The organism is Streptomyces aurantiaciflavus (assembly GCF_049808595.1).
GTDB lineage: Bacteria > Actinomycetota > Actinomycetes > Streptomycetales > Streptomycetaceae > Streptomyces.
This window is the reverse complement of the sequence record NZ_JBNCAQ010000004.1, coordinates 48779-74215: the sequence shown is the minus strand read 5'-3', so window position 1 is coordinate 74215 and position 25437 is coordinate 48779. Positions and strand designations below refer to the sequence as shown.

22 protein-coding genes and 1 tRNA gene are annotated in these 25437 nt (G+C 71.2%); 17 read left to right on the top strand and 6 right to left on the bottom strand.

Annotated features, from left to right (window positions below):
• Window positions 1–10: 10 nt before the first annotated feature.
• Together ACPT94_RS05340 and nudC are read left to right on the top strand one after the other, a co-directional pair.
• Window positions 11–1423, top strand: coding sequence for a dipeptidase (locus ACPT94_RS05340; RefSeq protein WP_425245232.1), 1413 nt, complete (start codon window positions 11–13; stop codon window positions 1421–1423).
• Between the two features lie 157 nt (window positions 1424–1580).
• Window positions 1581–2525 carry an NAD(+) diphosphatase gene (gene nudC, locus ACPT94_RS05335; RefSeq protein WP_360336086.1) on the top strand — a complete coding sequence of 315 codons (945 nt, stop codon included), beginning with the start codon at window positions 1581–1583 and terminating at the stop codon, window positions 2523–2525.
• A 74-nt stretch (window positions 2526–2599) separates the two neighbouring features.
• Here the strand turns inward: nudC and ACPT94_RS05330 are convergent, their stop codons facing one another.
• The gene (locus tag ACPT94_RS05330) at window positions 2600–2842 is read right to left on the bottom strand and encodes a mycoredoxin (protein ID WP_189942747.1); all 243 of its coding nucleotides are present in this window, start codon (window positions 2840–2842) and stop codon (window positions 2600–2602) included.
• Between the two features lie 186 nt (window positions 2843–3028).
• Between ACPT94_RS05330 and ACPT94_RS05325 the strand changes: the two genes are divergently transcribed.
• The 5 genes from ACPT94_RS05325 (at window position 3029) to ACPT94_RS05305 (ending at window position 6936) form a co-directional block, all read left to right on the top strand.
• Entirely contained in the window at window positions 3029–5233 is a 2205-nt protein-coding gene (locus ACPT94_RS05325) for an ATP-dependent DNA helicase UvrD2 (protein WP_360336084.1), read from the top strand.
• Between the two features lie 167 nt (window positions 5234–5400).
• On the top strand, window positions 5401–5727 hold the full coding sequence (locus ACPT94_RS05320) for a hypothetical protein (protein WP_425245231.1): 327 nt from the start codon (window positions 5401–5403) through the stop codon (window positions 5725–5727).
• A 176-nt stretch (window positions 5728–5903) separates the two neighbouring features.
• Complete coding sequence (locus tag ACPT94_RS05315) at window positions 5904–6272, top strand: WhiB family transcriptional regulator (RefSeq protein WP_019072119.1); 369 nt, start codon at window positions 5904–5906, stop codon at window positions 6270–6272.
• A complete protein-coding gene (locus ACPT94_RS05310) occupies window positions 6269–6592 on the top strand; it encodes a hypothetical protein (protein ID WP_360336082.1) in 324 nt (107 codons plus the stop codon). The genes ACPT94_RS05315 and ACPT94_RS05310 overlap by 4 nt, the downstream gene beginning before the upstream one ends.
• A gap of 134 nt (window positions 6593–6726) precedes the next feature.
• Window positions 6727–6936, top strand: a complete 210-nt coding sequence (locus ACPT94_RS05305; RefSeq protein WP_360336080.1) for a hypothetical protein — start codon at window positions 6727–6729, stop codon at window positions 6934–6936.
• A gap of 91 nt (window positions 6937–7027) precedes the next feature.
• Here ACPT94_RS05305 and ACPT94_RS05300 read toward each other — a convergent pair whose 3' ends face one another.
• Together ACPT94_RS05300 and ACPT94_RS05295 are read right to left on the bottom strand one after the other, a co-directional pair.
• The gene (locus tag ACPT94_RS05300; RefSeq protein WP_360336078.1) at window positions 7028–8398 is read right to left on the bottom strand and encodes an ABC1 kinase family protein; all 1371 of its coding nucleotides are present in this window, start codon (window positions 8396–8398) and stop codon (window positions 7028–7030) included.
• Complete coding sequence (locus tag ACPT94_RS05295) at window positions 8391–9605, bottom strand: TOMM precursor leader peptide-binding protein (RefSeq protein ID WP_425245230.1); 1215 nt, start codon at window positions 9603–9605, stop codon at window positions 8391–8393. The genes ACPT94_RS05300 and ACPT94_RS05295 overlap by 8 nt, the downstream gene beginning before the upstream one ends.
• A gap of 240 nt (window positions 9606–9845) precedes the next feature.
• Here ACPT94_RS05295 and ACPT94_RS05290 point away from each other — a divergent pair, with 240 nt between their 5' ends.
• The 4 genes from ACPT94_RS05290 (at window position 9846) to ACPT94_RS05275 (ending at window position 13774) form a co-directional block, all read left to right on the top strand.
• The gene (locus ACPT94_RS05290) at window positions 9846–10442 is read left to right on the top strand and encodes a M48 metallopeptidase family protein (protein WP_360336074.1); all 597 of its coding nucleotides are present in this window, start codon (window positions 9846–9848) and stop codon (window positions 10440–10442) included.
• A gap of 150 nt (window positions 10443–10592) precedes the next feature.
• Window positions 10593–12308 (top strand): TerD family protein, encoded by a 1716-nt coding sequence (locus ACPT94_RS05285; protein WP_425245229.1) that lies wholly within the window; start codon window positions 10593–10595, stop codon window positions 12306–12308.
• 11 nt (window positions 12309–12319) lie between these two features.
• Window positions 12320–13000, top strand: a complete 681-nt coding sequence (locus ACPT94_RS05280) for an AIM24 family protein (RefSeq protein WP_360336070.1) — start codon at window positions 12320–12322, stop codon at window positions 12998–13000.
• An 18-nt stretch (window positions 13001–13018) separates the two neighbouring features.
• Window positions 13019–13774, top strand: coding sequence for an AIM24 family protein (locus ACPT94_RS05275; RefSeq protein WP_360336068.1), 756 nt, complete (start codon window positions 13019–13021; stop codon window positions 13772–13774).
• Window positions 13775–13867: 93 nt separating this feature from the next.
• Here the strand turns inward: ACPT94_RS05275 and ACPT94_RS05270 are convergent, their stop codons facing one another.
• A complete protein-coding gene (locus tag ACPT94_RS05270) occupies window positions 13868–14389 on the bottom strand; it encodes an NUDIX hydrolase (RefSeq protein ID WP_425245228.1) in 522 nt (173 codons plus the stop codon).
• The gene (locus tag ACPT94_RS05265) at window positions 14386–15840 is read right to left on the bottom strand and encodes a zinc-dependent metalloprotease (RefSeq protein WP_425245227.1); all 1455 of its coding nucleotides are present in this window, start codon (window positions 15838–15840) and stop codon (window positions 14386–14388) included. Before ACPT94_RS05265 ends, ACPT94_RS05270 begins: the two co-directional genes overlap by 4 nt.
• Window positions 15841–16033: 193 nt before the next feature.
• Between ACPT94_RS05265 and ACPT94_RS05260 the strand changes: the two genes are divergently transcribed.
• The 3 genes from ACPT94_RS05260 to ACPT94_RS05250 all read left to right on the top strand — a co-directional run bounded on the left by ACPT94_RS05260 (window position 16034) and on the right by ACPT94_RS05250 (window position 19279).
• Entirely contained in the window at window positions 16034–17143 is a 1110-nt protein-coding gene (locus tag ACPT94_RS05260) for an SDR family oxidoreductase (protein ID WP_360336062.1), read from the top strand.
• A 169-nt stretch (window positions 17144–17312) separates the two neighbouring features.
• The gene (locus ACPT94_RS05255; RefSeq protein WP_360336060.1) at window positions 17313–17774 is read left to right on the top strand and encodes a molybdenum cofactor biosynthesis protein MoaE; all 462 of its coding nucleotides are present in this window, start codon (window positions 17313–17315) and stop codon (window positions 17772–17774) included.
• 410 nt (window positions 17775–18184) lie between these two features.
• The gene (locus ACPT94_RS05250; RefSeq protein WP_360336059.1) at window positions 18185–19279 is read left to right on the top strand and encodes a YlbL family protein; all 1095 of its coding nucleotides are present in this window, start codon (window positions 18185–18187) and stop codon (window positions 19277–19279) included.
• 9 nt (window positions 19280–19288) lie between these two features.
• On the opposite strand, the gene ACPT94_RS05245 is transcribed toward ACPT94_RS05250, so the two are convergent.
• The gene (locus ACPT94_RS05245; protein ID WP_360336057.1) at window positions 19289–19831 is read right to left on the bottom strand and encodes a PPA1309 family protein; all 543 of its coding nucleotides are present in this window, start codon (window positions 19829–19831) and stop codon (window positions 19289–19291) included.
• A 164-nt stretch (window positions 19832–19995) separates the two neighbouring features.
• Here ACPT94_RS05245 and ACPT94_RS05240 point away from each other — a divergent pair, with 164 nt between their 5' ends.
• The 3 genes from ACPT94_RS05240 to ACPT94_RS05230 all read left to right on the top strand — a co-directional run bounded on the left by ACPT94_RS05240 (window position 19996) and on the right by ACPT94_RS05230 (window position 25167).
• Complete coding sequence (locus tag ACPT94_RS05240) at window positions 19996–22977, top strand: UPF0182 family membrane protein (RefSeq protein WP_425245324.1); 2982 nt, start codon at window positions 19996–19998, stop codon at window positions 22975–22977.
• A 43-nt stretch (window positions 22978–23020) separates the two neighbouring features.
• A tRNA-Met gene (locus tag ACPT94_RS05235) sits at window positions 23021–23094 on the top strand.
• A gap of 207 nt (window positions 23095–23301) precedes the next feature.
• Window positions 23302–25167 carry a tetratricopeptide repeat protein gene (locus ACPT94_RS05230; protein ID WP_360336055.1) on the top strand — a complete coding sequence of 622 codons (1866 nt, stop codon included), beginning with the start codon at window positions 23302–23304 and terminating at the stop codon, window positions 25165–25167.
• The last annotated feature ends 270 nt before the right edge of the window (window positions 25168–25437 follow it).

Here is a 25437-nt window from a genome sequence, read left to right as displayed (position 1 = left end):
GCTCGTGACCATGAGCCATCCCGTTGACAGTGTGGTCAGCGCCGTCCGCACATACATCGAGCGCCACCGCGCCGCCTTCCTCGACGACCTCGCCGAGTGGCTGCGCATCCCGTCCGTGTCGGCCCAGCCCGACCACGCGCCCGACGTACACCGCAGCGCCGACTGGCTCGCCACCAGGCTCAAGGAGACCGGCTTCCCGACCGCCGAGGTCTGGCAGACCCCCGGCGCCCCCGCCGTCTACGCCGAGTGGCCCTCCGACGATCCGCAAGCGCCCACCGTCCTGGTCTACGGCCATCACGACGTGCAGCCCGCCGCCCGCGAGGACGGCTGGGACAGCGATCCCTTCGACCCCGTCGTCCGCGACAACCGGCTCTACGCGCGCGGGGCGGCCGACGACAAGGGTCAGGTGTTCTTCCACACCCTCGGCGTGCGCGCCCACCTCGCCGCCACCGGCCGCACCACCCCGGCCGTCACCCTCAAGCTGCTGATCGAAGGCGAGGAGGAATCCGGCTCCCCGCACTTCCGCGCCCTGATCGAAGAGCACGCCGAGCGACTCACCGCCGACACCGTGATCGTCTCCGACACCGGCATGTGGTCCGAGGACACCCCCACGGTCTGCACGGGCATGCGCGGCCTCGCCGAGTGCGAGATCCGGCTGTCCGGGCCCGACCAGGACATCCACTCCGGCTCCTTCGGCGGCGCCGTCCCCAACCCGGCCACCGCCGCCGCCCGCCTCGTCGCCGCACTGCACGACGAGCACGCACGCGTGGCGATCCCCGGCTTCTACGACGGCATCGTCGAACTCACCGACCGCGAGCGCGAGCTCTTCGCCGAACTGCCCTTCGACGAGGAGCAGTGGCTGCGCACCGCCAATTCGCACGCGACCCACGGCGAAGCGGGACATACCACCCTGGAGCGCATCTGGGCCCGCCCCACCGCCGAGGTCAACGGCATCGGCGGCGGCTACCAGGGCCCCGGCAGCAAGACGATCATCCCGTCCTCGGCCTTCGTGAAGCTGTCCTTCCGGCTGGTCGCCGGCCAGGACCCCGACCACATCGAGAAGGCCGTCCGCGCCTGGGCCGACGAACAGACGCCCGCGGGAATCCGGCACGAGATCACGTTCAGCCCGGCCACACGCCCCTGCCTGACCCCACTGGACCACCCGGCGCTGCAGTCCGTGGTCCGCGCCATGGGCCGCGCCTTCGAAGGCCCCGTCCGCTTCACCCGCGAAGGCGGCTCGGGACCGGCAGCCGACCTCCAGGACGTCCTCGGCGCCCCGGTGCTCTTCCTCGGCATCTCCGTCCCCTCGGACGGCTGGCACGCCCCGAACGAGAAGATCGAGCTGGACCTCCTCCTCAAGGGCGTCGAGACCACCGCGTACCTCTGGAGCGACCTCGCCCAGACCTGGCGTCATGCACCCTGACGACCCCGCCAGGGTCCGGAGCGACACCGCGCGCGGGGCACACTGGACACACCGCCCCACACCGCGACACCGCACCGAAACCCGGTCGCCCCCTGCCGCACGTCCCGCTGAACCGCCCGCCGAAACAACCGTTCCACCGGGGGAGTTGGAAGCACCCGTGACCACCTGGACCGACCAGAACGCCGACCGACCCGTCTCACTCACCGCACCGAGCGGCATCGACCGGGCCGCCCACCACCGGCTCGACGAGGCCTGGCTCGCCGCGGCGTGGAGCCACCCCACCACCCGCTGCTTCGTGGTCTCCGGCGGCCAGGTCCTCATCGACGAGACGGCGGACGGCCGCACCGAACTCGTCATGACCCCCTCCTTCGAAGCACCCCTCACCGAGGCACACCGCTACTTCCTCGGCATCGACCAGGACGGCGTCAGCTACTTCGCCCTGCAGAAGGACGCCCTCCCCGGCCGCATCGACCAGTCGGCGCGCCCAGCCGGGCTGCGCGAGGCCGGCCTGCTGCTGTCACCACGCGACGCGGGCCTGATGGTGCACGCCGTCGGCCTGGAGAACTGGCAGCGCACCCACCGCTTCTGCTCCCGCTGCGGCGAGCGCACCGTCATCGCCGCGGCCGGCCACATCCGCCGCTGCCCCGCCTGCGGCGCCGAGCACTACCCGCGCACCGACCCCGCCGTGATCATGGCCGTCACGGACGAGGACGACCGCATCCTCCTCGGCCGCCAGGTCCACTGGCCGGAAGGCCGCTTCTCGACACTCGCCGGCTTCGTCGAACCCGGCGAGTCCATCGAGCAGTCGGTGCGCCGCGAGGTCTTCGAGGAAGCCGGCATCACCATCGGCCAGGTCGAGTACATCGCCAGCCAGCCCTGGCCGTTCCCGTCCAGCCTCATGCTGGGCTTCATGGCCCGCGCCACCTCCACCGAGATCGACGTCGACGGCGACGAGATCCACGAGGCCCGCTGGTTCTCCCGCGACGAACTGGCCGCCGCCTTCGAGTCCGGCGAGGTCCTGCCGCCCTACGGCATCTCGATCGCGGCCCGCCTGATCGAGCTCTGGTACGGCAAACCGCTGCCGACCCGCAGCTTCCTGTGAGGCACCCCACAAAAAGCGAGGCGACACAAAAAGGGCGGCCCCCGACACCTCGGAGGCCGCCCCTGCCCGCGTGACTACGCGCCGATCTTCTGCTTGACCTGAGCCAGCGACGGGTTCGTCAGCGTCGAACCGTCCGGGAACAGCACGGTCGGCACCGTCTGGTTTCCGCCATTCGCCTTCTCCACGAACGCCGCGGACTCCGGGTCCTGCTCGATGTTGATCTCGGTGTACGCGATGCCCTCACGGTCGAGCTGGCTCTTCAGCCGACGGCAGTAGCCGCACCACGTGGTGCTGTACATCGTCACAGTGCCCAGCATGTCTCTCGCGCTCCTTCGGCGGGTCGGCGAACGGGATCGTCGCAGTGGGAGAACATACGTGAAACGGCCACCATTCCCGACGGACACCAAGGCCTGAAGGTGACCTCCGCCGCATTAATACGACTGCGGACGCCCGCCTGTGGACAACCGGCCCGCCCGTCTCCAGCGACCTGGCAGCATGGCGGTGTGACAGCAGCAACGCACTCCACCCTCTTCCCGCAGGTACCGGACTCGGCCGACGCGGTGCTCGAAGGGCTCGACCCCGAGCAGCGCGAAGTGGCCACCGCCCTGCACGGCCCGGTGTGCGTGCTGGCCGGAGCCGGCACGGGCAAGACCCGAGCCATCACCCACCGCATCGCCTACGGTGTACGCGCCGGCATCCTGCAGCCCTCCAGCGTCCTCGCCGTCACCTTCACCAACCGCGCCGCCGGCGAGATGCGCGGCCGGCTGCGCCAACTCGGCGCCCAGGGCGTCCAAGCCCGCACCTTCCACTCGGCGGCCCTGCGCCAGCTGCAGTACTTCTGGCCGAAAGCCATCGGTGGCTCCCTGCCCCGGCTCATCGACCGAAAGATCCAACTCGTCGCCGACGCGGCCACCGTCTGCCGCATCCGCCTCGACCGAGGCGAGCTGCGGGACGCCACCGCGGAGATCGAATGGTCCAAGGTCACCCAGACCGTCCCCGCCGACTACCCCCCGGCCGCCGCCAAGGCAGGCCGCGAGACCCCCCGCGACCCCGCCGAGATCGCCCAGCTCTACGCCGCCTACGAGGACCTCAAACGCGAGCGCTCCGTCATCGACTTCGAGGACGTCCTGCTGCTCACCGTCGCCATCCTCCAGGACCGGCACGACATCGCCGAACAGGTCCGGGCCCAGTACCAGCACTTCGTCGTCGACGAGTACCAGGACGTCAGCCCCCTCCAGCAGCGCCTGCTGGAGCTGTGGCTCGGCGAGCGGGACAACCTCTGCGTCGTCGGCGACGCCAGCCAGACGATCTACTCCTTCACCGGAGCCACCCCCGACCACCTCCTCGACTTCCGCACCCGCCACCCCGGCGCCACCGTCGTCAAACTGGTCCGCGACTACCGCTCCACCCCCCAGGTCGTCCACCTCGCCAACGGCCTGCTCGCCCAGGCCCGAGGCCGCGCCGCCGACCACCGCCTGGAGCTGATCTCCCAGCGCGCCCCCGGACCGGAACCCGTCTACAGCGAGTACACCGACGAACCCGCCGAGGCCGAGGGCGCCGCCCGCCGCATCCGCGAGCTGCTCGACGCCGGCGTCCCGGCCGCCGAGATCGCCGTCCTGTTCCGCACCAACGCCCAGTCCGAGACCTACGAACAGGCCCTCGCCGACGCCGGCATCCCCTACCAGCTACGCGGCGCCGAACGCTTCTTCGACCGGCCCGAGGTGCGCAAGGCGATCACCGCCCTGCGCGCAGCCGCCCGCTTCGGCCGCAACGACACCCTCCTCGAGGACGCCGTCGACCTGCCCTCCCAGGTCAGCGCCGTCCTCTCCGGCGAGGGCTGGACCCCACAGCCGCCCGCCGGCTCCGGCGCCGTCAGAGAACGCTGGGAGTCGCTGGCCGCGCTGGTCAACCTCGCACAGGACTTCACCGCCGCCAGACCCGGCGCGACCCTCGCCGACCTGGTCGCCGAGCTCGACGAGCGGGCCAACGCCCAGCACGCCCCGACCGTCCAGGGCGTCACCCTCGCCTCGCTCCACTCCGCCAAAGGCCTGGAGTGGGACGTCGTCTTCCTGGTCGGCATCGCCGAGGGCATGATGCCGATCACCTACGCCAGGACCGACGAGCAGATCGAGGAAGAGCGCCGACTCCTCTACGTCGGCGTCACCCGTGCCCGCGAGCACCTCCACGTGTCCTGGGCGCTCTCCCGCTCACCCGGCAGCCGCCCCAACCGCCGCCCCAGCCGCTTCCTGGACGGCCTGCGCCCCGGCTCGGGCAGCGCCGCCGGCCGTGGCGGCACCGGCGGCTCCGGGGGCGTCGAGCGCGGCTTCGGGGGAGCGATGACGGGCACTTCCACCGTGCCCGGCCGGAGGCAGCGCACCCCGGCCCGCTGCCGGGTCTGCGGGCGCAGCCTGACGGACGCCGGTGAGATGAAACTGATGCGCTGTGAGGACTGCCCCTCCGACATGGACGAAGGGCTCTACGAGCGGCTGCGGTCCTGGCGAGCGGTCCAGGCACGGCGCAACGGGCAGCCCGCCTTCTGCGTCTTCACCGACAAGACACTGATGGCGATCGCCGAGACCGTCCCCGACGAGGCGGGCGAGCTCGCGCGGATCCCGGGGGTCGGCATGCGCAAGCTCAACCGCTACGGAGCCGATGTCCTGGCCATCTGCGCAGGCCAGGACCTGGGGGAAGAGGCTGAAAGTGACTGACGCGAACTCGTCGAAAAAATAGTTTGCGCATGCCCCAGCAATCCCCATAGGTTCTTAGGCACGAGAACAGAGGCCTTCTCGAAGGCCCTGATTCCGTGCTGTACTTGCATATCCGTCGGACCGGGTTCGCGCCCAGTCCCCCGAGACGCCGAGAGGAGGCGATTCCAGTGATCATCAACAACACCAGCTCCACCCGCACCGTCAAACTGACCGATCGCTCGATCGTCTCCCTGTGCATGCTCGGCGCCTCGAACCTGGGCACCGGTCTGTCCGGCATCCGTGCCGACCGGCCGGCGTCCTCCTCCGTTGCCCCCGCGGGCCTTCCCGTCCGCGAGCGCAGCGAGCGACCGACCAAGGCACTGGAAGCGGCAGTAGCGGCACAGGCGAAGGCCTATGCCTTTACGGCGACCGGTGCCGGATTCCGGAAGCAGACGACGCAGCACCACCTGATGTGGGCCTTCCGTGGGCCAGAACCCTGGAGTGATCCAGCCTGATCTCCGATCAGGCCGGCGCCTTCAGGGCCGCGGAACCCCATCCGGGATCCGCGGCCCTTCTGTTTGTCCTCCAACGGGGATGACGGAGCGAAGGGGCCTCGGGACAAGAAAAGAACCCGGTACCCAGCCGCCACCGGCCCAACAGGGCCGGACCGACCAGACGAGGAAGACGAACCGTGCAACTCGAAGCGCACGCCCCGTCCGTACCGCCTTCCGAAACGATCCCCCCGCCCGGCCTCACGGAGGACTCCACCTTGACCCCGCTGACCGCGCTCACCGCGCTCGACGACGCCATCGAGAACCTCGGCGTACCCGTCCCCTGCCGCTCCTACGACCCGGAGGTCTTCTTCGCCGAGTCGCCGGCCGACGTCGAGTACGCCAAGTCCCTCTGCCGCACCTGCCCGCTGATCGAGGCCTGCCTCGCCGGCGCCAAGGAGCGGCGCGAGCCCTGGGGCGTCTGGGGTGGCGAGCTGTTCGTCCAGGGAGTCGTCGTCGCCCGGAAGCGGCCGCGTGGCCGCCCGCGCAAGAACCCGGTCACGGCATGAACACCGCAGGAACGATCGACCGCCCCCTCACGCACGACCCCAAGAAGCAGGCCCCGATGAAGCCGTCCACCAGCGAGCCCGCAGGCTCCGCGACCGAAGACGTCACCACCACCGGCGCGAACGACTCGCGTCAGAACAGGACCCGAGAGATGCAACTCATCCCAGAAGCCCTGGCTCGTGCGCATATGCACGAGCGACTGCACGAGGCCGAGCAGGAACGCCGGGCCGCGAGCCTGGCGACCGCCCGCCGGATGCAGCGCCGGGCCGAGCGCGCCTCGCTGCGCGCCCGCCGCGCGCTCGCCATGGCCGTGATGCAGTAACACCGCCCACCTGAAGCGGTGGCCTCCCCCACAGGAGGCAAAGCTCTCCCCGCGGGGGCCGGTCCGTCCGAACGGACCGGCCCCGCGGTGCGTTGTGCCCGGCGATCCATCGGCTGCGGCGCTATCGTCCGAGGGTGTCGAGTCATCCCGGCAGTGACCACGGCGGCTCCCCGACAGAGCCCCGCCCCCTCGTATGCGCCCGCTGCGGCACCCGGACCGAGGAACCCCCACCCATCACCTGGACCTGCTCCGTGGAGAACGGGGCGCGTCAGTACTTCTGCGACAGCTGCGCGCGGGAGAACCTCAGGGCCATTGAGGGGCGGCTGGACTCGGCCTGGTGGTAGGGCCACCACTCGGGGGGCTTCCCCCCTCCCCTCCCCTCCCCCCACCCCACCCCGCCCCACCCCCGAACGGCAACGCGCAGCCCCCATCGGCTTACGCCTCCGCCACTGACTCCTCCGCGTCCAGGTCCTCCTCAGGAAGGAATCCCGGAAGCCACTCCTCCAGCTCTTCGCGCAGCCGCACCGTCGCGCCGAGCTGGCACAGTACGCCGATGGTGCTGAGCGTCACCCGGTGTATCAGGAGGTAGGCCGGTGGCAGGTTGAGCTGTTTGCCCAGCTGGTGGGCGGGGGAGCGGGGGTCGGCGATCCGGGCCGCCTGGCTGCGCATCCAGTCGCGGGTGAAGGTGAACTCGTCGGCCCGGGCCGGTTCGATGATCGGCAGGAGGTAGTCGAGGACCGCGTCGGGGTCCAGCTCGATGGACTCCTTGACGAAGCCCTCGGCGCACAGGAGTTCGTAGACCGCGTCCGCCTCTCCGTCGAGTGTCATCCGCAGGGACTGGCCGATCGGCTCCGGGAGACCGCCCTGGAGCCGGTCGACCGTGCCGAAGTCCAGGACGCCCAGGCGCCAGTCGTCCTCGCCATCGGGGCCGCCGGGCAGCAGACGGAAGTTGCCCGGGTGCGGATCGGCGTGCAGCAGTCCGGTGCGGGCCGGGCCGGAGAAGAGGAAGCGGGACAGCAACTGGCCGGCGCGGTCCCGCTGGTCCCTGGTGCCGTCGGCGATCACCTCGGACAGGGGCACGCCGTCGATCCACTCGGTGATCAGGACCTGGTCGCTCTGGTGGACCACCGCCGGGACCATCACGTCGGGGTCGTCGGCGAACTCCTCCGCGTGGGCCTGCTGGGCCCGGGCCTCCAGCTCGTAGTCCAGTTCCTCGGAGACACGGTCGCGCAGCTCGGTGATCAGGGGCTTGACATCCATGCCCGGGATGAGGGGGCCCAGCAGGCGGGCGAAGCGGCTCAGCTGGTTCAGGTCGGACAGCAGGGCCTCGCCCGCCCCCGGGTACTGGACCTTGACCGCGACTTCCCGGCCGTCGTGCCACACGGCCCGGTGCACCTGGCCGATCGAGGCGGCCGCGGCCGGTTTGTCGTCGAACTCGAGGAACAGCTCGGACCAGTCCTCGCCGAGCCGCTCCGCGAGCACGGCGTGCACTGTGCGGGTCGGCATCGGTGGGGCCGCGTCCTGGAGCTTGGTGAGGGCCGCGCGGTAGGGGCCGGCGATCTCCTCGGGCAGGGCCGACTCGAAGACGGACAGCGCCTGCCCGAACTTCATGGCGCCCCCCTTCAACTCACCGAGGACTTTGAAGAGTTGCTCGGCCGTGCGCTGCTGGAGCTCACGGCCGACGATCTCCGCGGACTCGCCCACGATCCTTTTGCCCAGGCCCCAGGTCGCCCGGCCGGCGAAGCCGAGCGGGAGCGCGGCGAGCTTGGCGGTCCGGGTGACCGCCTTCCGGGGAAGATCAGACATGCGCCCTCCAAGTCCCAGCAAGCCGCGCCGCGTCTGTCGTACGGCGTAACTCCGTCGAATGCCGTTGCTCCGCCATTGTCTCGCGCGAACCCATGTCCTCGGAGGTGTGTTCCCCCTTACCTTTCTCCGCGGCACCGCACGGGCACGCGGAGTGGGCCCACACCGGTCGCGCATGCCACTGGAGGGCGGGGAAGGAGACCTCCCAGCGTGCCCCCGCGCTGGACGGGAGCCGGCCGTCGAGGAAGGTGAGCGCGTGCGCGGCCGCCAGCGCGGCGACCGTCGTGGCCAGCGTCAGGTCACAGGCGCGGGTCCGGCGCTGCTTCCCGGAGTGCCATTGTGCGACCAGCCGCGGCCAGGTCGGGTCCCGGTCGGTGCGCGCCTGGTGCAGGCAGCCGGCGCAGCCGGTCTCGCCGGGCAGGACGAGCGGTCCGACCATGCCGGTCGCCTCCACCACTCCGGCGTGGAGGTGCGGTGTGCCCGAGGCGATCAGGGGTTCGGTGGCCGAGGGCGTCGGTGCGTGCACGGCCACGTCGTCGCGTGGGGCGAGGATCACCAGGGAGAAGCCGGGGGTGTCCGTCTCGGCCGGGGACCGGGTGTTCCTGCGGGGTGGGCGGTCCGGGGCGGCCCGGCGTACCGCGCGGCGGGCGGCCTCGTCCCTGCGCTCGCCGATCGCCTCGGCGGGCAGCCCGCCCGGTGCCACGTCGCCCGGCTCGACCCGCCCGCCGTCGCGCACGTCCACCTCGCCGACCCCCGCCCCCGACAGCAGCGTGGCCAGCACCGCGCCGACCCGGCCCGCGCCCCGCACCTGTACCCGCTGCCGGCGTCGGGCCGCGAGGTGCCCGAGGGCCTCGCCCGGCTCCGACGTGGTCAGCGACAGGGACTCGAGGTCGGGGCGCAGTCGGTCCATGACCTCTTTCTTCTGCCGCAGGGTGTCGGCGTCCGGTCCGCCGCCGCGGGCGTCGTCGAGCAGCCCCGCCCGCGCCAGCCGCTCCACCAGCCGGTCGACATGGCCGTCGGGCAGGTCCATCCGGCGTCCTTCCTCGCGCAGGAGGGCCAGTCCGCGTGTGCCGTCCAGCAGTTCCAGGAAACTGCCTGTCGCCGTGTCCACCGGGCCGAGTGTCAGCGCGTGCGCCGGGGTCATCCCGAACTGCACGGTGTTGAGATCGCGCCAGCCGCGCCGCAGCGCGGGCTTCACCATCGGATGCATCGAAGACCCCCGTCCTCCTGGAAACGCTCCGTACGCCGGCGGAGCGGGGGCGTGGGGGCGACCTCGCTCCGCCGGCGAGTGCCAGCATGCCGGGTCTCGTCGGGGGACGCCGAAAGTTATCCACAGGGAGGGGAATTCGTCATACAAGTCCGTCTTGGGAGGCAGGAGCGGGGGTGGGGATCGGAACCCGACCGTTCCGGAGCCGGGACTTCCGCCGTGTGCAGCGGGTAACGTCTTGGCGTGCCCGCCGACCCACTGCACCGCGCCGGAACGCCACAGCGCAGCACGACGAGCCAGCCGCCGAGCGGCTCCGGGGCGAGCGCGATCGAGGTTCGCAGGAGCGCCCGTCGACGCCGGACGGTCTCCGCGTACCGCGAGGGCGATCGCACCGTCGTGCTCATTCCTGCCCGGATGTCCGAGGCCGAGGAGCGACGCTGGGTGAGCGTCATGCTCGACAAGCTGGCCGCGCAGGAGAGTCGGCGTGTTCCCGGCGACGCCGAGTTGGCCGAGCGCGCCGAGCGGTTGTCGGCCCAGTACTTCGACGGCAGGGCCCGGCCCGCGTCGGTCCGCTGGGTGACGAACCAGAACACGCGTTGGGGCTCGTGCACCCCGGCCGAGGGCAGCATCCGTCTGTCGCACCGGCTGAAGGGGATGCCCGAGTACGTCGTCGACTACGTCCTTCTCCATGAGCTCGCGCATCTGCTCGTGCCCGGTCACGGCCCCGACTTCTGGCGGCTGCTGGAGGCGTATCCGCGCACCGAACGGGCTCGCGGCTACCTGGAGGGCGTGGTCGCCGCGGGGCGCCTGCCGCATCTGCCCGGCGCGCGCGAAGAGTGAGCCCACCCGCGAGCCCACCCGCGCGCGGGTCGTCCGCCGTCGTCCCGCGCGGGTTGTGTACCGGGTCTGTACCGACTTCGTCCGGTGTCGGAGTTTGCCGTTAGCCTGGCGCGACGCACTCGCATTCGGGATGGGGGACGGTCGTTACGCATGCCCAGGGAATTCCAACGCGGCCACAAGGCCAGGATCAGTGACCTCACGGCGGGCACGGATCTGTACGTAGGCGTGCAGATCTCCGCCCCCGGCCTGACCTTCGACATCAGCTGCTTCGGCCTCGACGCCGACGAACGGCTCTCGGACGACCGCTACTTCGTCTTCTTCAACCAGCCGAAGTCCCCCGAGGAGTCCATCCAGCTCCTGGGCGCCCAGGCGGGCGACACGGAGTCCTTCCGCGTCACGCTCGACCGGATCCCGCCGCAGATCCAGAAGCTGTCCTTCACGGCGACCATCGACGGCGCCGGGCAGATGTCGCAGATCAACCCCGGGTACATCCGCATCGTCGCGGGCGGCGAGGAGGTGGCCCGGTACGCGTTCGACGGTTCGGAGTTCTCCACCGAGCGGGCCGTCATGCTGGGCGACTTCTATCTGAAGGACGTGTGGCGCTTCGCGGCCGTCGGACAGGGCTTCGACGGCGGTCTGGAGGCGCTGCTGAAGAACTTCGGCGGCGAGGTCGCCGAGGAGGAGGCGCCCGCCGCTCCGCAGCAGCCGCAGGCCGGCGCCGCTCCCGGCTTCGCCCCGCCGGCCCAGGCGGCCGCCCCGCCCGCGTTCGGTGCCCCGTCCGCTCCGGCGCCCGCACCCGCTCCGGCGCCCGCCCCGCAGCAGCCGCAGCCCACGGCGCAGCCCTTCACCCCGCCGGCTGCCCCGCCGCCGGGGTCGACCCCACCGCCGGTGCACACCGCGCCCACCATCGTCGCGCCCATGACACCGCCTGGCGGCGTCCAGGTCCCGCCCCCGGCCCCGGCGCCCGCGCCCTACGGTCAGCAGCCGCCCTACGGCCAGCCGCCCCAGCAGCAGCCGTACGGCCAGGCCGCCCCCACCGCCCCGCCGCCCCCCGGCTACGCCCAGCCCCAGGCACCGCAGGCGCCCCAGGCGCCGCCCGGCTACGGGCAGCCGGCACCGCCGCCGGGGTACGGCCAGCAGCCCCCCTTCGGCCAGGCGCCGGCCCAGCAGGCCTACGGTGTGCCGCAGGGAGCGCCTCAGGGCGGAGCCGGTGTGGCCGCCGCGCTGCAGCAGTTCAAGGAGACGCCCACCGGCCAGCGCTGGACGCAGCAGAACCGGAAGTTGGTCCGCGTCGACCTCGGCATCGGCGGTCAGCCCGTGCTCGCCCGCCAGGGCAGCATGGTGCTCTACCAGGGCAAGGTCGACTTCAGCTACAAGGGTGCCGGGTTCGCCGGCCGCCTCGTCGGCAACGCGACCGGCCAGGAGATGCAGCTGATGCGCTGTACCGGCCAGGGGCAGGTGTTCCTCGCCGAGAACTCGACCATGCTGCACCCGATCGAACTCCAGGGTGACGGCATCTGCGTCTCCGCCGAGAACGTCCTCGCCTTCGACGAGGGCCTCCAGTACGAGGTCCGCCGCATCGAGGGACACGGCATTCCCGGCGGGGCGCTGTTCACCATGCAGTTCACGGGCACCGGCACGATCGTCGTGAAGACGCACGGCACACCCGTCGTCCTCCCGGTCACGCCCACCACCTTCGCCGACTGCAACGCCGTCGTCGCCTGGTCGGCGGCCTCCCAGGTCGTCGTCTCCAGCCAGGTGCGGATGCGCCGCAACGCCTACCCGGGCGACACCGGCGAGAGCGTCAACCTCCAGTTCCGGGGTGCGCCCGGCAACTTCATCGTCGTCCAGCCGTACGAGGTCTGAGGGAGCCCGTCATGAACCAGCCGCTCGCGGGCTACGCCCCCGCACCCGTCACCGCCCGCATGGAGAACCACGGCAACCACATGCTGAAGGTCGCCATGCAGACCGGGAACGACCTCTTCGCGCGCGTGGGCTCGATGGTCGCCTACGAGGGCTTCGTCCAGTACGAGCCCAACCCGCCGGCCGTGCGCCAGATCGCGCGCGACTGGATGACCGGCGAGGGCGCGCCCCTGATGAAGTGCTCCGGCGACGGTCTGCTCTACCTCGCCGACTACGGCGCCAACGTCGTCGTGCTCAACCTCAACGGCGACGGCATCTCCGTCAACGCCACCAACCTGCTCGCCTTCGACGCACATCTGACGTGGGGTGTCGAGCGGGTCAAGGGGCTGGCGAAGTTCGCCGGACAGGGTCTGTGGAACACCAAGATCTCCGGGCAGGGCTGGGTCGCGCTGACCTCCCGGGGAAAGCCGATCGTCGTCGACTGCGGCGGCGGCGAGAACGAGACGTACGTCGACCCGGACGCGCTCGTCGCCTGGTCGCCGAACCTCAAGGTGAAGGGCAAGCGCAGCTTCAGGGCGCAGTCGCTCATCGGCCGGGGCAGCGGCGAGGCCTATCAGATGGCCTTCTCCGGGGAGGGCATCGTCGTCGTCCAGCCCAGCGAGGACAGCACCGACCGCCTCCGGATCCGGGGCTGAGGGGGAGCCAGAGTCACCATGCAGAGCCCGCTTTTCGCCTACAACGACCAGCAGACCCAGGAGCGCTGGAGCCTGCAGAACAAGCAGATGCTCCGCGTCACCCTGGAGGGTCACGACGACATCCTCGCCCGCAAGGGCACCATGGTCGCCTACCAGGGCCTCGTCGAGTTCGACGCCGAGTTCCAGAGCAACAGCCAGTCACGCGCGCGTGCGCGCACCGGCGAGGGCCTGGACCTGATGCGCTGTCACGGCCAGGGCACCGTGTATCTCGCCAACCTGGCCCAGCACATCCATGTGGTGGACGTGGAGCAGGACGGCCTGACCGTCGACAGCAGCTACGTGCTGGCGATGGACTCCTCGCTGCACCACGAGGTCATCGCCGTCGACAGCCTCTACGGCATCTCCGGCTCCGGGAAGTACCAGCTCAACATCACCGGCCGTGGCCGGGTCGCCCTGATGACCTCGGGCGCCCCGCTGATGCTGCAGGTCACGCCCGACAAGTACGTCAACTGCGACGCTGACGCCATCGTCGCCTGGTCCACCGGGCTGCGCGTGCAGATGCAGGCCCAGACGCACTCCTCCGGGGTGTGGCGGCGCCGCGGCAACACCGGAGAGGGCTGGGAGCTCAGCTTCATGGGCACCGGCTTCGCACTGGTCCAGCCGAGTGAACTGCTCCCGCCGCAGAACGCCCAGATCGGCTCCGGCCTCGCCGCGCAGTACGGCATGGGCCAGCAGGGGGCGCGTGGGCAGAACCAGGGCAACGTCTGGAGCTGACCGTCCAGGAAGCAAACGTAAGGGGCGACCGCCTGGGCGGTCGCCCCTTACACGTTCGTGCTCTGCATGTCCGGCGCACGGCGCGCGTCCGGCTCACAGCCGGGCGCGCGTCGCTTCCAGCAGGCGTACGACCGACTCGTCCGCCACGTCCGGGACCTCTGCGTAGGGGAACCAGCGCAGGTCGAGGGACTCGTCGCTGATCGCCTGCAGCGCGCCGGACGGGGCCACGGCCGCGTACTGGACGTCGAGGTGCCAGTGGCACGGTGCGGGGATCGGATGCCGGTCCAGGCGGACCGGGCCGCCGGGCAGCAGAGTCAGGCCCGCGATGCCGGACTCCTCGGTGGCCTCACGCAGGGCGGCCGCCTCCAGGGAGGTGTCCTGCGGCTCGCAGTGGCCGCCCATCTGCAGCCACATGCGGAGCTTCTTGTGCAGGGTCAGCAGCACCCGCCCGTGGTCCGGGTCGATCACCAGGGCACTCGCCGTGATATGCCCGGCCTCGCAGGCCTTCCACATCCCGTCCGGGTGGGCCTCCAGGTGCTCCAGGTAGGTCTGGCGCAGCTCGTCCTGGCCCTCGTACCCCTTGAGGACGAGGACCGCGTCGTCGTGAAGGCTCACTCGGTGTCGTCGCCCTTGTCGTCGTTCTTCTCGGTGTCCTTCTTCTTCAGGTCCGGCTGCTCGCCGGAGCCGCCGGACGCCGCCTCGCCGAGCATCTTGTCCCACTCGGAGAAGTCCATCTGCTCGCGGTGCACGAAGCCGTCCGGGTCGTCCAGGTCGGCGGCCGTCGGCAGCATGTCCGGGTGGGCCCACAGGGCGTCGCGGCCGTCGACCCCGCGCGCGTCCGTGAGCGAGGCCCACAGACGGGAGGCGTCGCGCAGGCGGCGCGGGCGCAGCTCCAGGCCGATCAGCGTGGCGAACGTCTGCTCCGCCGGGCCGCCCGTGGCACGCCGGCGGCGCAGGGTCTCGCGCAGGGCGTCGGCGGACGACAGGCGCGGCTTCGCGGCCGCGTGCACCACCGCGTCCACCCAGCCCTCGACGAGCGCCAAGGCCGTCTCCAGACGGGCCAGGGCGGCCTTCTGCTCCGGGGTGTCCTCCGGCTGGAACATGCCCTGCTGCAGGGCGTCCTGCAGCTGCTCGGGGTTCTGCGGGTCGAACTGGCCGACCACGTCCTCCAACTTGGCCGTGTCGACCTTGATCCCGCGCGCGTAGCCGTCGACCGCGCCGAACAGATGCGAACGCAGCCACGGCACATGGGCGAAGAGGCGCTGGTGGGCGGCCTCGCGCAGGGCGAGGTAGAGCCGCACCTCGTCCTGCGGCACCCCCAGGTCCTTGCCGAACGTCTCGATGTTCACCGGCAGCAGCGCGGCCTTGCCGGCCGGGCCGAGCGGAAGGCCGATGTCGGTCGAGCCGACCACCTCGCCCGCGAGCACGCCGACGGCCTGACCGATCTGCGAGCCGAACATGGCGCCGCCCATCGAGCGCATCATGCCGATCAGTGGGCCGGCCATGGCCTGCATCTCCTCCGGCAGGACGTCACCCATGGCCGCGCCCACGCGCTCGGCGACCGGGTCGACGAGCTCCTTCCACGCGGGCAGGGTCGCCTCGACCCACTCCGCGCGCGACCACGCCACGGCCGAGCCGGCGCCGGACGGCAGGGACGTCGCGTCGTCCAGCCACAGGTCGGCCAGACGGACGGCCTCCTGGACCGCGGTGCGCTCGGAGGGTCCGACGCTCGCGTCCTTGACGCCGTCGGCGGTGCCCTGGGAGACCGTCTGGCGGGCGATCTGCTTGGCCATGTCCCAGTTCACCGGGCCGCCCTCGTAGGAGAGCATCTGGCCCAGCTGCTGGAACGCGGCACCCAGGTCGGTGGGGTTCAGCGAGCCGAACATGGCAGCGAGCGGGTTGTCCCCGCCGGGGCCGCCAAAGCCTCCGGCGCCGGGCAGCCCGCCGAAACCGAACGGGTTGGCCGGTCCCTGACCACCGCCGCCCTGCGGGTCCTTCTTCTTGCCCTCGTCGCCGTCGTCCGGCTCCTCCGGCGGAAGGCCGAATCCGAATGGGGTGTCACTCACGGGATTCCTCGGCTGGTAAGGCCACCGGCTCTCGGCCGGCGGCGCGGCTGCCCTGCAACACCACCCAGCGTAGACACCCCGGCTCGATCGGGCCTCGGTGCTTCGCCGACTCTCGGCCTGCGGCAGGATGGATGCCACCTGGTACGTACGCGTCACTCGCGCCCGTATGGAAAACAACCGCTGGAGACACCTGGTGAGTTCCCCAGATCCGCAGGTTCGCGCAGCGCGAAACCACTCAACCCCGGCCGGTGGGCGCGGGCCTGTCGTCGCCGTCACCGGCGCCGCGACCGGGGTGGGCGCGCTGCTCACCGAGCGGCTCGCCGCGTCGGACGAGATCAAGCAGGTCGTCGCCATCGACGAGCGGCGGGGCGAGTGCGACGCGGCACAGTGGCACATCCTCGACGTCCGGGACCCGGCGATCGCCGACAAGCTGCGCGGCGCGGACGTGGTGGTCCACCTCGCGCTCGACCTCGACCTGGGGAGTGACAGCGCCGCCCGAACGGCCTACAACGTGCGCGGAACGCAGACCGTGCTGACCGCCGCGGCGGCGGCCGGAGTGCACCGTGTGGTGCTGTGCACCTCCGCCATGGTCTACGGCGCGCTGCCCGACAACGAACTGCCGCTGTCGGAGGACGCGGAACTGAAGGCGACGGCCGAGGCGACCGGGGTCGGGGACCTCCTGGAGATCGAACGGCTGGCCCGGCGCGCCCCGCGGGCGCATCCGGGGCTCAACGTCACCGTGGTGCGGCCCGCGGTGCTGGTCGGCGGCACCGACACCGCGCTGACCCGGTACTTCGAGTCGCCCCGGCTGCTCGTCGTCGCCGGTTCCCGGCCGGCCTGGCAGTTCTGCCACGTCGAGGACCTGTGCGGTGCTCTGGAGTACGCCGTCCTGGAGAAGGTCGACGGGGAGCTGGCCGTGGGGTGCGACGGGTGGCTGGAGCAGGAGGAGGTCGAGGAGCTCAGCGGGATCCGGCGGATGGAGCTGCCGTCGGCGGTCGCGCTGGGCGCCGCCGCTCGGCTGCACCGCATCGGGCTCACGCCGTCCCCGGCGGGGGATCTCGCGTACACGATGTACCCGTGGGTGGTGAGCGGGAGCCGGCTGCATGATGCCGGGTGGCGGCCGCGATGGACCAATGAGGAGGTGCTCGCGGAGCTGTTGGAGGAGGTGTCCGGGCGGCACACGGTGGCCGGACGGCGGCTGGGGCGCAAGGACGCGACGGCGGCGGGGGCCGCGGGAGCGACGGTCGCTCTGCTGGGCGCGGCGGCTGTGGTGCGCAGGGCTCGGAAGGCTCGGCGGAGGTAAGGAGGGGCCGGTGGCGGCCGGCCCGCCCCGGGCTTGCCCCCGCCGGTCTTCCCGCCGAGTCGCACCTCCGGTCGGGAAGCGCCTCTCCAGGGGGCTCCGCACGGGCACGCGTGTGTGCCGGAGGATGACGCTGTTCCCGCTCGTTGCCGGTGTACGGCACGATGAAGGTATGGCACCCAGTAATGATCATCCCGGTGAGCAGGCGGCGCAGGACCCCATCAAGTTGATCGCGATCCGGGAGACCGCGCTCTCCCTGGACGAGGTCTTCACGGCCGTCGGGGACGACGCGGCCGGTGGGACGGCGCTGTTCGTGGGGACGGTGCGGAACCACGACGGGGGTGCCGACGTCGACGCGCTCGGGTACTCCTGCCATCCCACCGCCGAGGCGGAGATGCGGCGGATCGCGGAGAAGGTGGTCGCCGAATACCCGGTGCGGGCGCTCGCGGCCGTGCATCGTGTGGGGGACCTGGGGGTGGGGGATCTCGCGGTCGTCGTCGCCGTGTCGTGTCCGCACCGCGGGGAGGCCTTCGAGGCCTGCCGGAAGCTGATCGACGACCTCAAGCACGAAGTGCCCATCTGGAAGCACCAGAAGTTCTCGGACGGGACCGAGGAGTGGGTCGGAGCCTGCTGAGTGGCGACTGGAGAGTGACGGGCCTCGTCCTCCAGCGGGCTCCGGTTGCGTAACCGCACCCCTGGCGTGAGCGTTGTCAGTGCGGATGGTTAATCTGCTGATCAGTCAGTTGCGGTCGCTCGATTGGGGTTGGGAGGTCGGCATGGCGGCGCTCGCCTGGTTGCTCATTCCGCTGGTGGCTGCGATCGGTGCCGGTCTGTGGGGAAGTTGGGCCAACCGGACCCGCAGGGTCCGCGGCGACGGTCCCGAGCTGGACGGGTACGCCAGGTTCCGCGCGGCCATGGAGAGGTCGCACTCCGGTACCTGAGGTGCGGGACTGCGTGAGGTGCTCGATGTACGGCACCCGGGCGGTCGCCCTGGCGTGGTGGCCCTGACGGTGCGCCGACAGAAGCGTCCCGTACTGTCGAAGCATGCCACGCCGCACCGCGACGATGCTCGCCTCCACCCTGATGCTGATCGCGCTCCTGTGCGCGGGAGTACTCATCCCCGTGCCGTATGCGGAGATGTCCCCGGGGCCCACGGTGAACACCCTCGGTGAACACGGCGGCGAGCCGGTGCTGCAGATCTCCGGGCGGAAGACCTACGCCACGAGCGGCCACCTCAACATGACCACCGTGCGGGTCACCAGCGCCGACTACCGGATGAACCTCGTCGAGGCCGTCTACGGATGGCTCGCGCACGACAACAAGGTCGTACCGCACGACACGCTGTACCCCGACGGCAAGACCGAGGAGGAGTCCACCCAGGAGAACGCCGAGGAGTTCAGCCAGTCCCAGGAGAGCGCCAAGGTCGCCGCCCTGAAGGAACTGGACATCCCGGTGAAGTCCTGGGTGATCGTCTCGACCGTGGTGAAGGACTCGCCCGCCGAGGACCGGCTGCACGCCGGTGACGTGATCAAGGCCGTGGACGGTACGGCGGTGAAGGAGCCGGCCGACGTCGCCAAGCTGGTGACCAAGCACAAGCCCGGCGAGGACGTCGTCTTCACGATCGTGCCGGCGAAGGAGCAGGCCGCCGCCGAGAAGGCGAACCGGACGGCGACCAGGACCCAGGACGTCAAGATCACCACCGCGACCTCCGACGACAGCGGCGAGAAGCGGGCCATCGTCGGGATCTCCGCCGGGACCGACCACACGTTCCCGTTCCACATCGACATCAAGCTCGCCGACGTGGGCGGGCCGAGCGCCGGTCTGATGTTCGCCCTCGGCATCTACGACAAGCTCACCCCGGGCAGCCTGACCGGCGGCAAGTTCGTCGCCGGCACCGGGACCATCGACGACGCCGGCAAGGTCGGGCCGATCGGCGGCGTGGAGATGAAGACCGTCGGCGCCCGCGACAAGGGCGCCCAGTACTTCCTCACGCCCGCCGACAACTGCGCCGCCGCTGCCGAGGACACCCCGAGCGGGCTCACGCTCGTCAAGGTGAACACCATCGAGGACGCCCTCGGCGCCCTGAAGGACATCCGCAGCGGCGACACGGCCGACCTGCCGAAGTGCACCACGAAGTAGCCGCCCGGGTTACTCCTCGAACGTCGCCGACAGCGCCTCCGCCAGGCCCGGGACCAGGTCCCCGCCCGTGAGGACCTCCGTCGGAGCGTCCTTCTCACGCAGCCGCAGCGCCGACTCGCGGCTGCCGTCCCGCAGGACCGCGACCGTCATCCGGACCTCCTGGCGGTCGGGGTGGTCCGCCACCCACTTCGCCAGCTTCGCCTCGCTGAGGCCCTGCGGGACCTGGGCCTCGGCGGACGGGGGCAGCATCAGGCGCTCCACGGTGAGGGCGCAGCCGGTGACCGCGTCGGGCCAGGCGATCGTGGCCAGGAACTCGTCGAGCGGCTTGTCCGTTGGCACTTCGTCCTGCTCGATCGGGGTGAGACCGGTGGTCTCGGGCTCGTCCTGCAGACCGAGCTGGGCGGCGAGCGAAGGTTCCTGAGCCCGCAGTCGTGCGGTGTCTACGAGGGCGAAGAGGCGGGCGGGCTGGTCCCAGCCGAGGCCGGAGGCGTACTCGTCGATCTCGAGCACGGCCCGGGTGAGCGGGTTCGCTGCCATGGGAGTGTTGGACATGGTCACAATCCTGCCTCGTTCCCGGCCGGAATCGGGAACCGAGTAAACGGTGAGTAAGTTGCATAGGTGGGGGCCCACGATCACGGGGGGCCGCCCACGGTCCACGAACACGCGGGCCTGACGGATCAACAGCGACTTTCGAGGTGCGCACCTTGGCTTTCCAGATGCCGGACCGCGGCGGAGGCCCGACGGGGCCGCGGATCAGAGTGGGCCGCCCGTCCCGGCGCGTCCGGACCCTGCTCATGACACTGGGCGTCCTTGCCGTCCTCGGCATGGCGTTCACGATGTTCGCCGGGTTCTGGACGGACTGGCTCTGGTACCGGTCCGTGAACTACTCGTCGGTGTTCACCACCACCCTGTGGACCAAGATCGGGCTCTTCTTCGTCTTCGGCCTGCTGATGGCCGTCGCCGTCGGCTTCAACATCTGGCTGGCCCACCGGCTGCGTCCGCCGCTGAGCGCCATGTCGATGGAGCAGCAGAGCCTCGACCGCTACCGCATGGGCATCGCGCCGTACAAGAAGTGGCTGCTGTTCGGGATCACCGCCCTGGTCGGGCTGATCGCCGGCGCCTCGGCCTCGGGGCAGTGGCGGACCTGGCTGATGTGGGTCAACGGCGTGCCCTTCGGTCAGAAGGACCCGCAGTTCCACCTCGACGTCTCCTTCTACGCCTTCGACCTGCCCTGGTACCGGTTCCTGCTCGGCTTCGGCTTCGCCGCCACGATCCTCTCCCTGATCGCCGCCGCGCTCACCCACTACCTGTACGGCGGGCTGCGCGTCACCAGCCCCGGCGCCCGTGCCACGGCCGCGGCCACCGGGCACCTGTCGGTGCTGCTGGGGATCTTCGTCGCGCTGAAGGCGGTCGCGTACTGGCTCGACCGGTACGGCCTGGCGGTGAAGTCCAGCGACTTCAAGGCCACCGACAACTGGACCGGTCTGAGGTACGTCGACGCCAACGCCTACCTGCCGGCCAAGACGATCCTGTTCTGCATCGCCGTCATCTGCGCCCTGCTGTTCTTCGCCACCCTGTGGCGTCGCACCTGGCAGCTCCCGGTGATCGGCTTCGGCCTGATGGTGCTGTCCGCGATCCTCATCGGCGGCCTCTACCCGGCGATCGTCCAGAAGTTCCAGGTCCAGCCGAACGAGCAGGCCAAGGAAGCGCCGTACGTCGAGAAGAACCTGAAGGCGACGCGTGAGGCCTACGGCATCGACGACGCCCAGGTCACCGAGTACTCGGGGACGAGCAAGACCGAGGACAAGACGAAGCTGCGCGACGACGTCGACGCCACGGCGAGCATCCGCATCATGGACCCGAACATCGTCTCGCCGACGTTCCAGCAGCTCCAGCAGATGCGGAAGTACTACGCCTTCCCGAACAACCTGGACGTCGACCGCTACAGCGTGAACGGCGCCGACCAGGACACGGTCATCGGTCTGCGCGAGCTGAACCTCGCGGGCGTGGACAAGCAGAACTGGATCAACAACCACTTCCGTTACACCCACGGCTACGGCGTGGTCGCCGCCAAGGGCACCACCGCCGACCCCGAGGGCCGCCCGGCCTTCACCGAGTCGAACCTGCCGTCGCAGGGTGTCCTCGGGCAGTACCAGCAGCGGATCTACTACGGCGAGAAGACGACCACGTACTCGATCGTCGGCGGTCCCCAGAAGGAGATCGACTACTCCGACGACGACGGCGAGAAGACCACCACCTACACGGGCAAGAGCGGGGTCAACCTCTCCAATCCGGTCAACCGGGCAGCGTACGCGGCGGCGTTCGGCGAGCCGCAGATCCTGTACTCCGGCGCGATCGGCGAGGGCTCGCGGATCCTGTACAACCGCACGCCGAAGGAGCGCGTCGAGGCGGTCGCCCCGTGGCTGACCATCGACGGCGACGCCTACCCGGCGGTCGTGGGCCACAAGATCCAGTGGATCGTCGACGCGTACACGACCACCAACGGCTACCCGTACGCCTCCCGTACGACCCTCGGCGACACGACGGCCGACTCGCTGACCGCCACCAACGACAACCGCACGGTGGTGGCCCAGCAGAACCAGGTCAACTACATCCGCAACTCGGTGAAGGCGACCGTCGACGCGTACACCGGCGAGGTCAAGCTCTACCAGTGGGACACCCAGGACCCGGTCCTGAAGACCTGGATGAAGGCGTTCCCGGGCACGGTGGAGAAGAAGTCGGCGATCTCCGCCGATCTGATGGCCCATCTCCGGTACCCGCAGGACCTGTTCAAGGTCCAGCGCGAACTGCTCACCCGCTACCACGTGAAGGACGCGACGACGTTCCTCAGCGGCAGCGAGGTGTGGCAGGTGCCGAACGACCCGACCAACCAGTCGGGCGACGCGGTGCCGCCGTACTACCTGAGCATGAAGATGCCCGACCAGACGGCACAGTCGTTCTCGCTGACGACGACGTTCACGCCCAACGGCCGGGACAACCTCAGTGCGTTCATGTCGGTCGACTCCGAGGCCGGCACGCCCGGCTACGGCAAGATCAGAGTGCTGAAACTGCCGACGAGTACGACCGTCGACGGACCCAAACAGGTCCAGAGCCAGTTCAACTCCGAACAGGACATCGCCGAATCCATCAGGCTGCTGAAGGGCGGCGACTCGGAGGTCGAGTACGGCAACCTGCTGACGGTGCCGCTCGACGGAGGACTGCTCTACGTGGAGCCGGTCTACGTCCGCGGTGGCGGCCTCAAGTACCCGCTGCTGCGCAAGGTGTTGGTGACCTACGGAGGCAACACCGCCTTCGAGGACACCCTCGACGAGGCCCTCAACAAGGTCTTCGGAGCGGAGGCCACGAATCCGACGCCGCCGGACGACGGGGGCACCACCACCCCGCCGCCGACATCCACCAACCCGACGGTCCAGGAGGCGTTGAAGGACGCCCAGGAGGCCTTCACCGCCGGCCAGGAAGCGCTGAAGAAGCCCGACTGGGAGGCGTACGCCAAGGCGCAGAAGGACCTCGAGGCCGCGCTGCAGCGGGCCCAGGAGGCGCAGGCCGAGGCGGACAAGAGCGGCGGCAGTGGCAGCAGCGGCGGCAAGGCCACCAGCAGCCCGAGTCCGAGCACCAGTCCGCGTGCGAGCGGCAAACCGAGCAGCAGCCCCAGTCCCAGCAGTAGTCCCAGCGGCTGATCAACAAGCCCCGCCCGCGCCGTGGTACGGTTACGAAACACGGCGCGGGGTGGAGCAGCTCGGTAGCTCGCTGGGCTCATAACCCAGAGGTCGCAGGTTCAAATCCTGTCCCCGCTACTGAAGGCGAAGGCCCGGATCCTGAAAAGGGATCCGGGCCTTCGTGGTGTGCGAACGCATGTGCTCGGGGCCCGGATCGACGTGCCGCCTCCGGGAGTTGGGGGAACTGTGTTTGACTTGTCTCTCTGTGGGCAAGTCGACAAAACGCTGAAGTGACCTTACGGGCTGCGGTATACCAGGTGTACCCGGGTTGCAGGTGGTGCGACGATGGACGTTATGGGGGACAAGGCAACTCTGTTCGAGACAGGGCGATTTGTGCAGCCTTCCGGTGAGGAAGCGACCCCGGACCAGACTCCGGAGGACAACGACGAGAGTCGGGACGAGAACCGGGACGAGACGGGGGAGGCCGTCGAGGAGGCACGACAGCGACTCGCCGCCGAGGCCGGCGACGTCGAGGCGATGAGCGTCCTCGGGGCCATGCTGCTGCGCCGCGGCGATCTCGACGGTGCCGAGCCCCATCTGCGTGCCGCCACCGCGGCCGGCGACCGGGCCGCCGCCAACAACCTGGGCGTCCTCCTCCACCAGCGGGGCTACGCCGACGAGGCCGCCGGATGGTGGCGGGTCGCCGCCGTCGCCGGCTCCGCGGCCGCCGCGCACGCACTGGGCCGCCACCACCGTGAGCGCGGGGACGAGCCCGCCGCCGAGTACTGGCTGCGCCAGTCCGCCGAACAGGGACACGTGCTGGGCGCCTACGCCCTCGCCGACCTGCTGGAGCACCGCGGGGACGGCGCGGCCGAGCGGTGGATGCGGGCCGCGGCCGAGCGGGGGCACCGGGAGGCGGCGTACCGGCTGGCGCGCGCGCTGGACCGGCGAGGGGCGCAAGCCGCCGACGGCGGCAAGGGTGTCGCGGACAGCGGTGTCTCCGCCTCGGCGGAGGCCGAGCAGTGGTACAGACAGGCCGCCGCGCGCGGACACCGGCGGGCCGCGCTGCACCTCGGGGCGATCCTGGAGAAGCGGGGTGACCTCAAGGAGGCCGGGCGCTGGTACCTGACGTCCGCCAAGGACGGCGAGCCGCGGGCCGCCTGCGCGCTCGGGTTCCTGCTGCGCGACGCCGGCGACACCGAGAACGCCGCCATCTGGTGGCTGCGGGCCGCGCAGGACGGCGACGGCAACGCGGCGAACGCGCTGGGCGCGCTGTACGCCGAGCGGGGCCAGACCCAGACCGCCGAGCGCTGGTACCGGGCCGCGATGGACGCCGGCGACGACAACGGCGCCTACAACCTCGGGCTGCTCTGCGCCGAGCAGGGCCGCACCGCGCAGGCCGAACAGTGGTACCGGCGGGCCGCGTACGCCGGGCACCGGGAGGCCGCCAACGCGCTCGCCATCCTGCTGCTGCAGGGCGGGGACACGGCCGGGGCCGAGCCGTGGTTCTCCAAGGCCGCGGAGGCGGGGAGCGTGGACGCCGCGTTCAACCTGGGGATCCTGTTCGCGGGACGGGGCGAGGAGGTTGTAGCGCTGCGCTGGTACGAGCGGGCGGCGGCCGCCGGGCACACGGAAGCCGCGTTGCAGGTCGGCATGGCGCGGCTGCGGGACGGGGACGAGCTGGAGGCCGAACGGCATCTGCGGTGCGCCGCCGGCGGGGGGAGCGCGGAGGCGGCGTACCGGCTGGCGGCCGTGCTCGACGCGCGGCGCCCGCCGGCGCCCGCGCACGAGCTCGGGGAGTCCGTGCACGAGAAGACCGAGTGCGAGGAGTGGTACGAGCGGGCGGCGTCCCAGGGGCATCGGCGGGCGCAGGTGCGGGTGGGCATGCTGGCCGCCGCGCGGGGCGATGTGGTGGAGGCGGCGCGGTGGTACCGGGAGGCCGCGGAGGCCGGGTCGCGGAACGGGGCCTTCAACCTGGGGCTGCTGCTGGCGCGGGAGGGCAGCGAGCCGGAGGCGGCTGTGTGGTGGACGCGGGCCGCTGACGCGGGGCACGGGCGGGCGGCGCTGCGGCTGGCCCTGGTCTACGCGCGTCGGGGTGAGCTGGCGGAAGGGCAGCGGTGGGCGGACCGGGCGGTGTCTCTGGGGCCGGAGGAGGTCGCGGAGCGGGCGGCTCGGTTGCGGGACGCTCTGCGGGAGGAGTTGTCGGCGTGAGGGTGGCTGCGTGAGGGGTGGCCGGGGGTGAGCGGACCCGGCGTCGCGGTTGCCGCCGCGTTTTCCGCCCCCGCCGCCCTTACCCTTCCCATCCCCAGGGGCTCCGCCCCTTCGACCCCGCCGGGGGCTCCGCCCCCTGGACCCCGGGCGGAGCTGCGCCCCTGCACCCCCTGCGGGGCTGCGCCCCTGCACCCCCTGCGGGGCTGCGCCCCTGCACCCCCTGCGGGGCTGCGCCCCTGCACCCCCTGGCTGGTGTGCCTCTGGGGTGGG

Bases quoted from the DNA above. Each gene is read 5' to 3' on its own strand.
- ACPT94_RS05340 (WP_425245232.1), top strand. From the start codon at position 11: ATGAGCCATCCCGTTGACAGTGTGGTCAGCGCCGTCCGCACATACATC.
- ACPT94_RS05330 (WP_189942747.1), bottom strand. From the start codon at position 2,842: ATGCTGGGCACTGTGACGATGTACAGCACCACGTGGTGCGGCTACTGC.
- ACPT94_RS05310 (WP_360336082.1), top strand. From the start codon at position 6,269: ATGAACACCGCAGGAACGATCGACCGCCCCCTCACGCACGACCCCAAG.
- ACPT94_RS05300 (WP_360336078.1), bottom strand. From the start codon at position 8,398: ATGTCTGATCTTCCCCGGAAGGCGGTCACCCGGACCGCCAAGCTCGCC.
- ACPT94_RS05295 (WP_425245230.1), bottom strand. From the start codon at position 9,605: ATGCATCCGATGGTGAAGCCCGCGCTGCGGCGCGGCTGGCGCGATCTC.
- ACPT94_RS05285 (WP_425245229.1), top strand. From the start codon at position 10,593: ATGCCCAGGGAATTCCAACGCGGCCACAAGGCCAGGATCAGTGACCTC.
- ACPT94_RS05280 (WP_360336070.1), top strand. From the start codon at position 12,320: ATGAACCAGCCGCTCGCGGGCTACGCCCCCGCACCCGTCACCGCCCGC.
- ACPT94_RS05275 (WP_360336068.1), top strand. From the start codon at position 13,019: ATGCAGAGCCCGCTTTTCGCCTACAACGACCAGCAGACCCAGGAGCGC.
- ACPT94_RS05255 (WP_360336060.1), top strand. From the start codon at position 17,313: ATGGCACCCAGTAATGATCATCCCGGTGAGCAGGCGGCGCAGGACCCC.
- ACPT94_RS05250 (WP_360336059.1), top strand. From the start codon at position 18,185: ATGCCACGCCGCACCGCGACGATGCTCGCCTCCACCCTGATGCTGATC.
- ACPT94_RS05245 (WP_360336057.1), bottom strand. From the start codon at position 19,831: ATGTCCAACACTCCCATGGCAGCGAACCCGCTCACCCGGGCCGTGCTC.
- ACPT94_RS05240 (WP_425245324.1), top strand. From the start codon at position 19,996: ATGCCGGACCGCGGCGGAGGCCCGACGGGGCCGCGGATCAGAGTGGGC.
- ACPT94_RS05230 (WP_360336055.1), top strand. From the start codon at position 23,302: ATGGACGTTATGGGGGACAAGGCAACTCTGTTCGAGACAGGGCGATTT.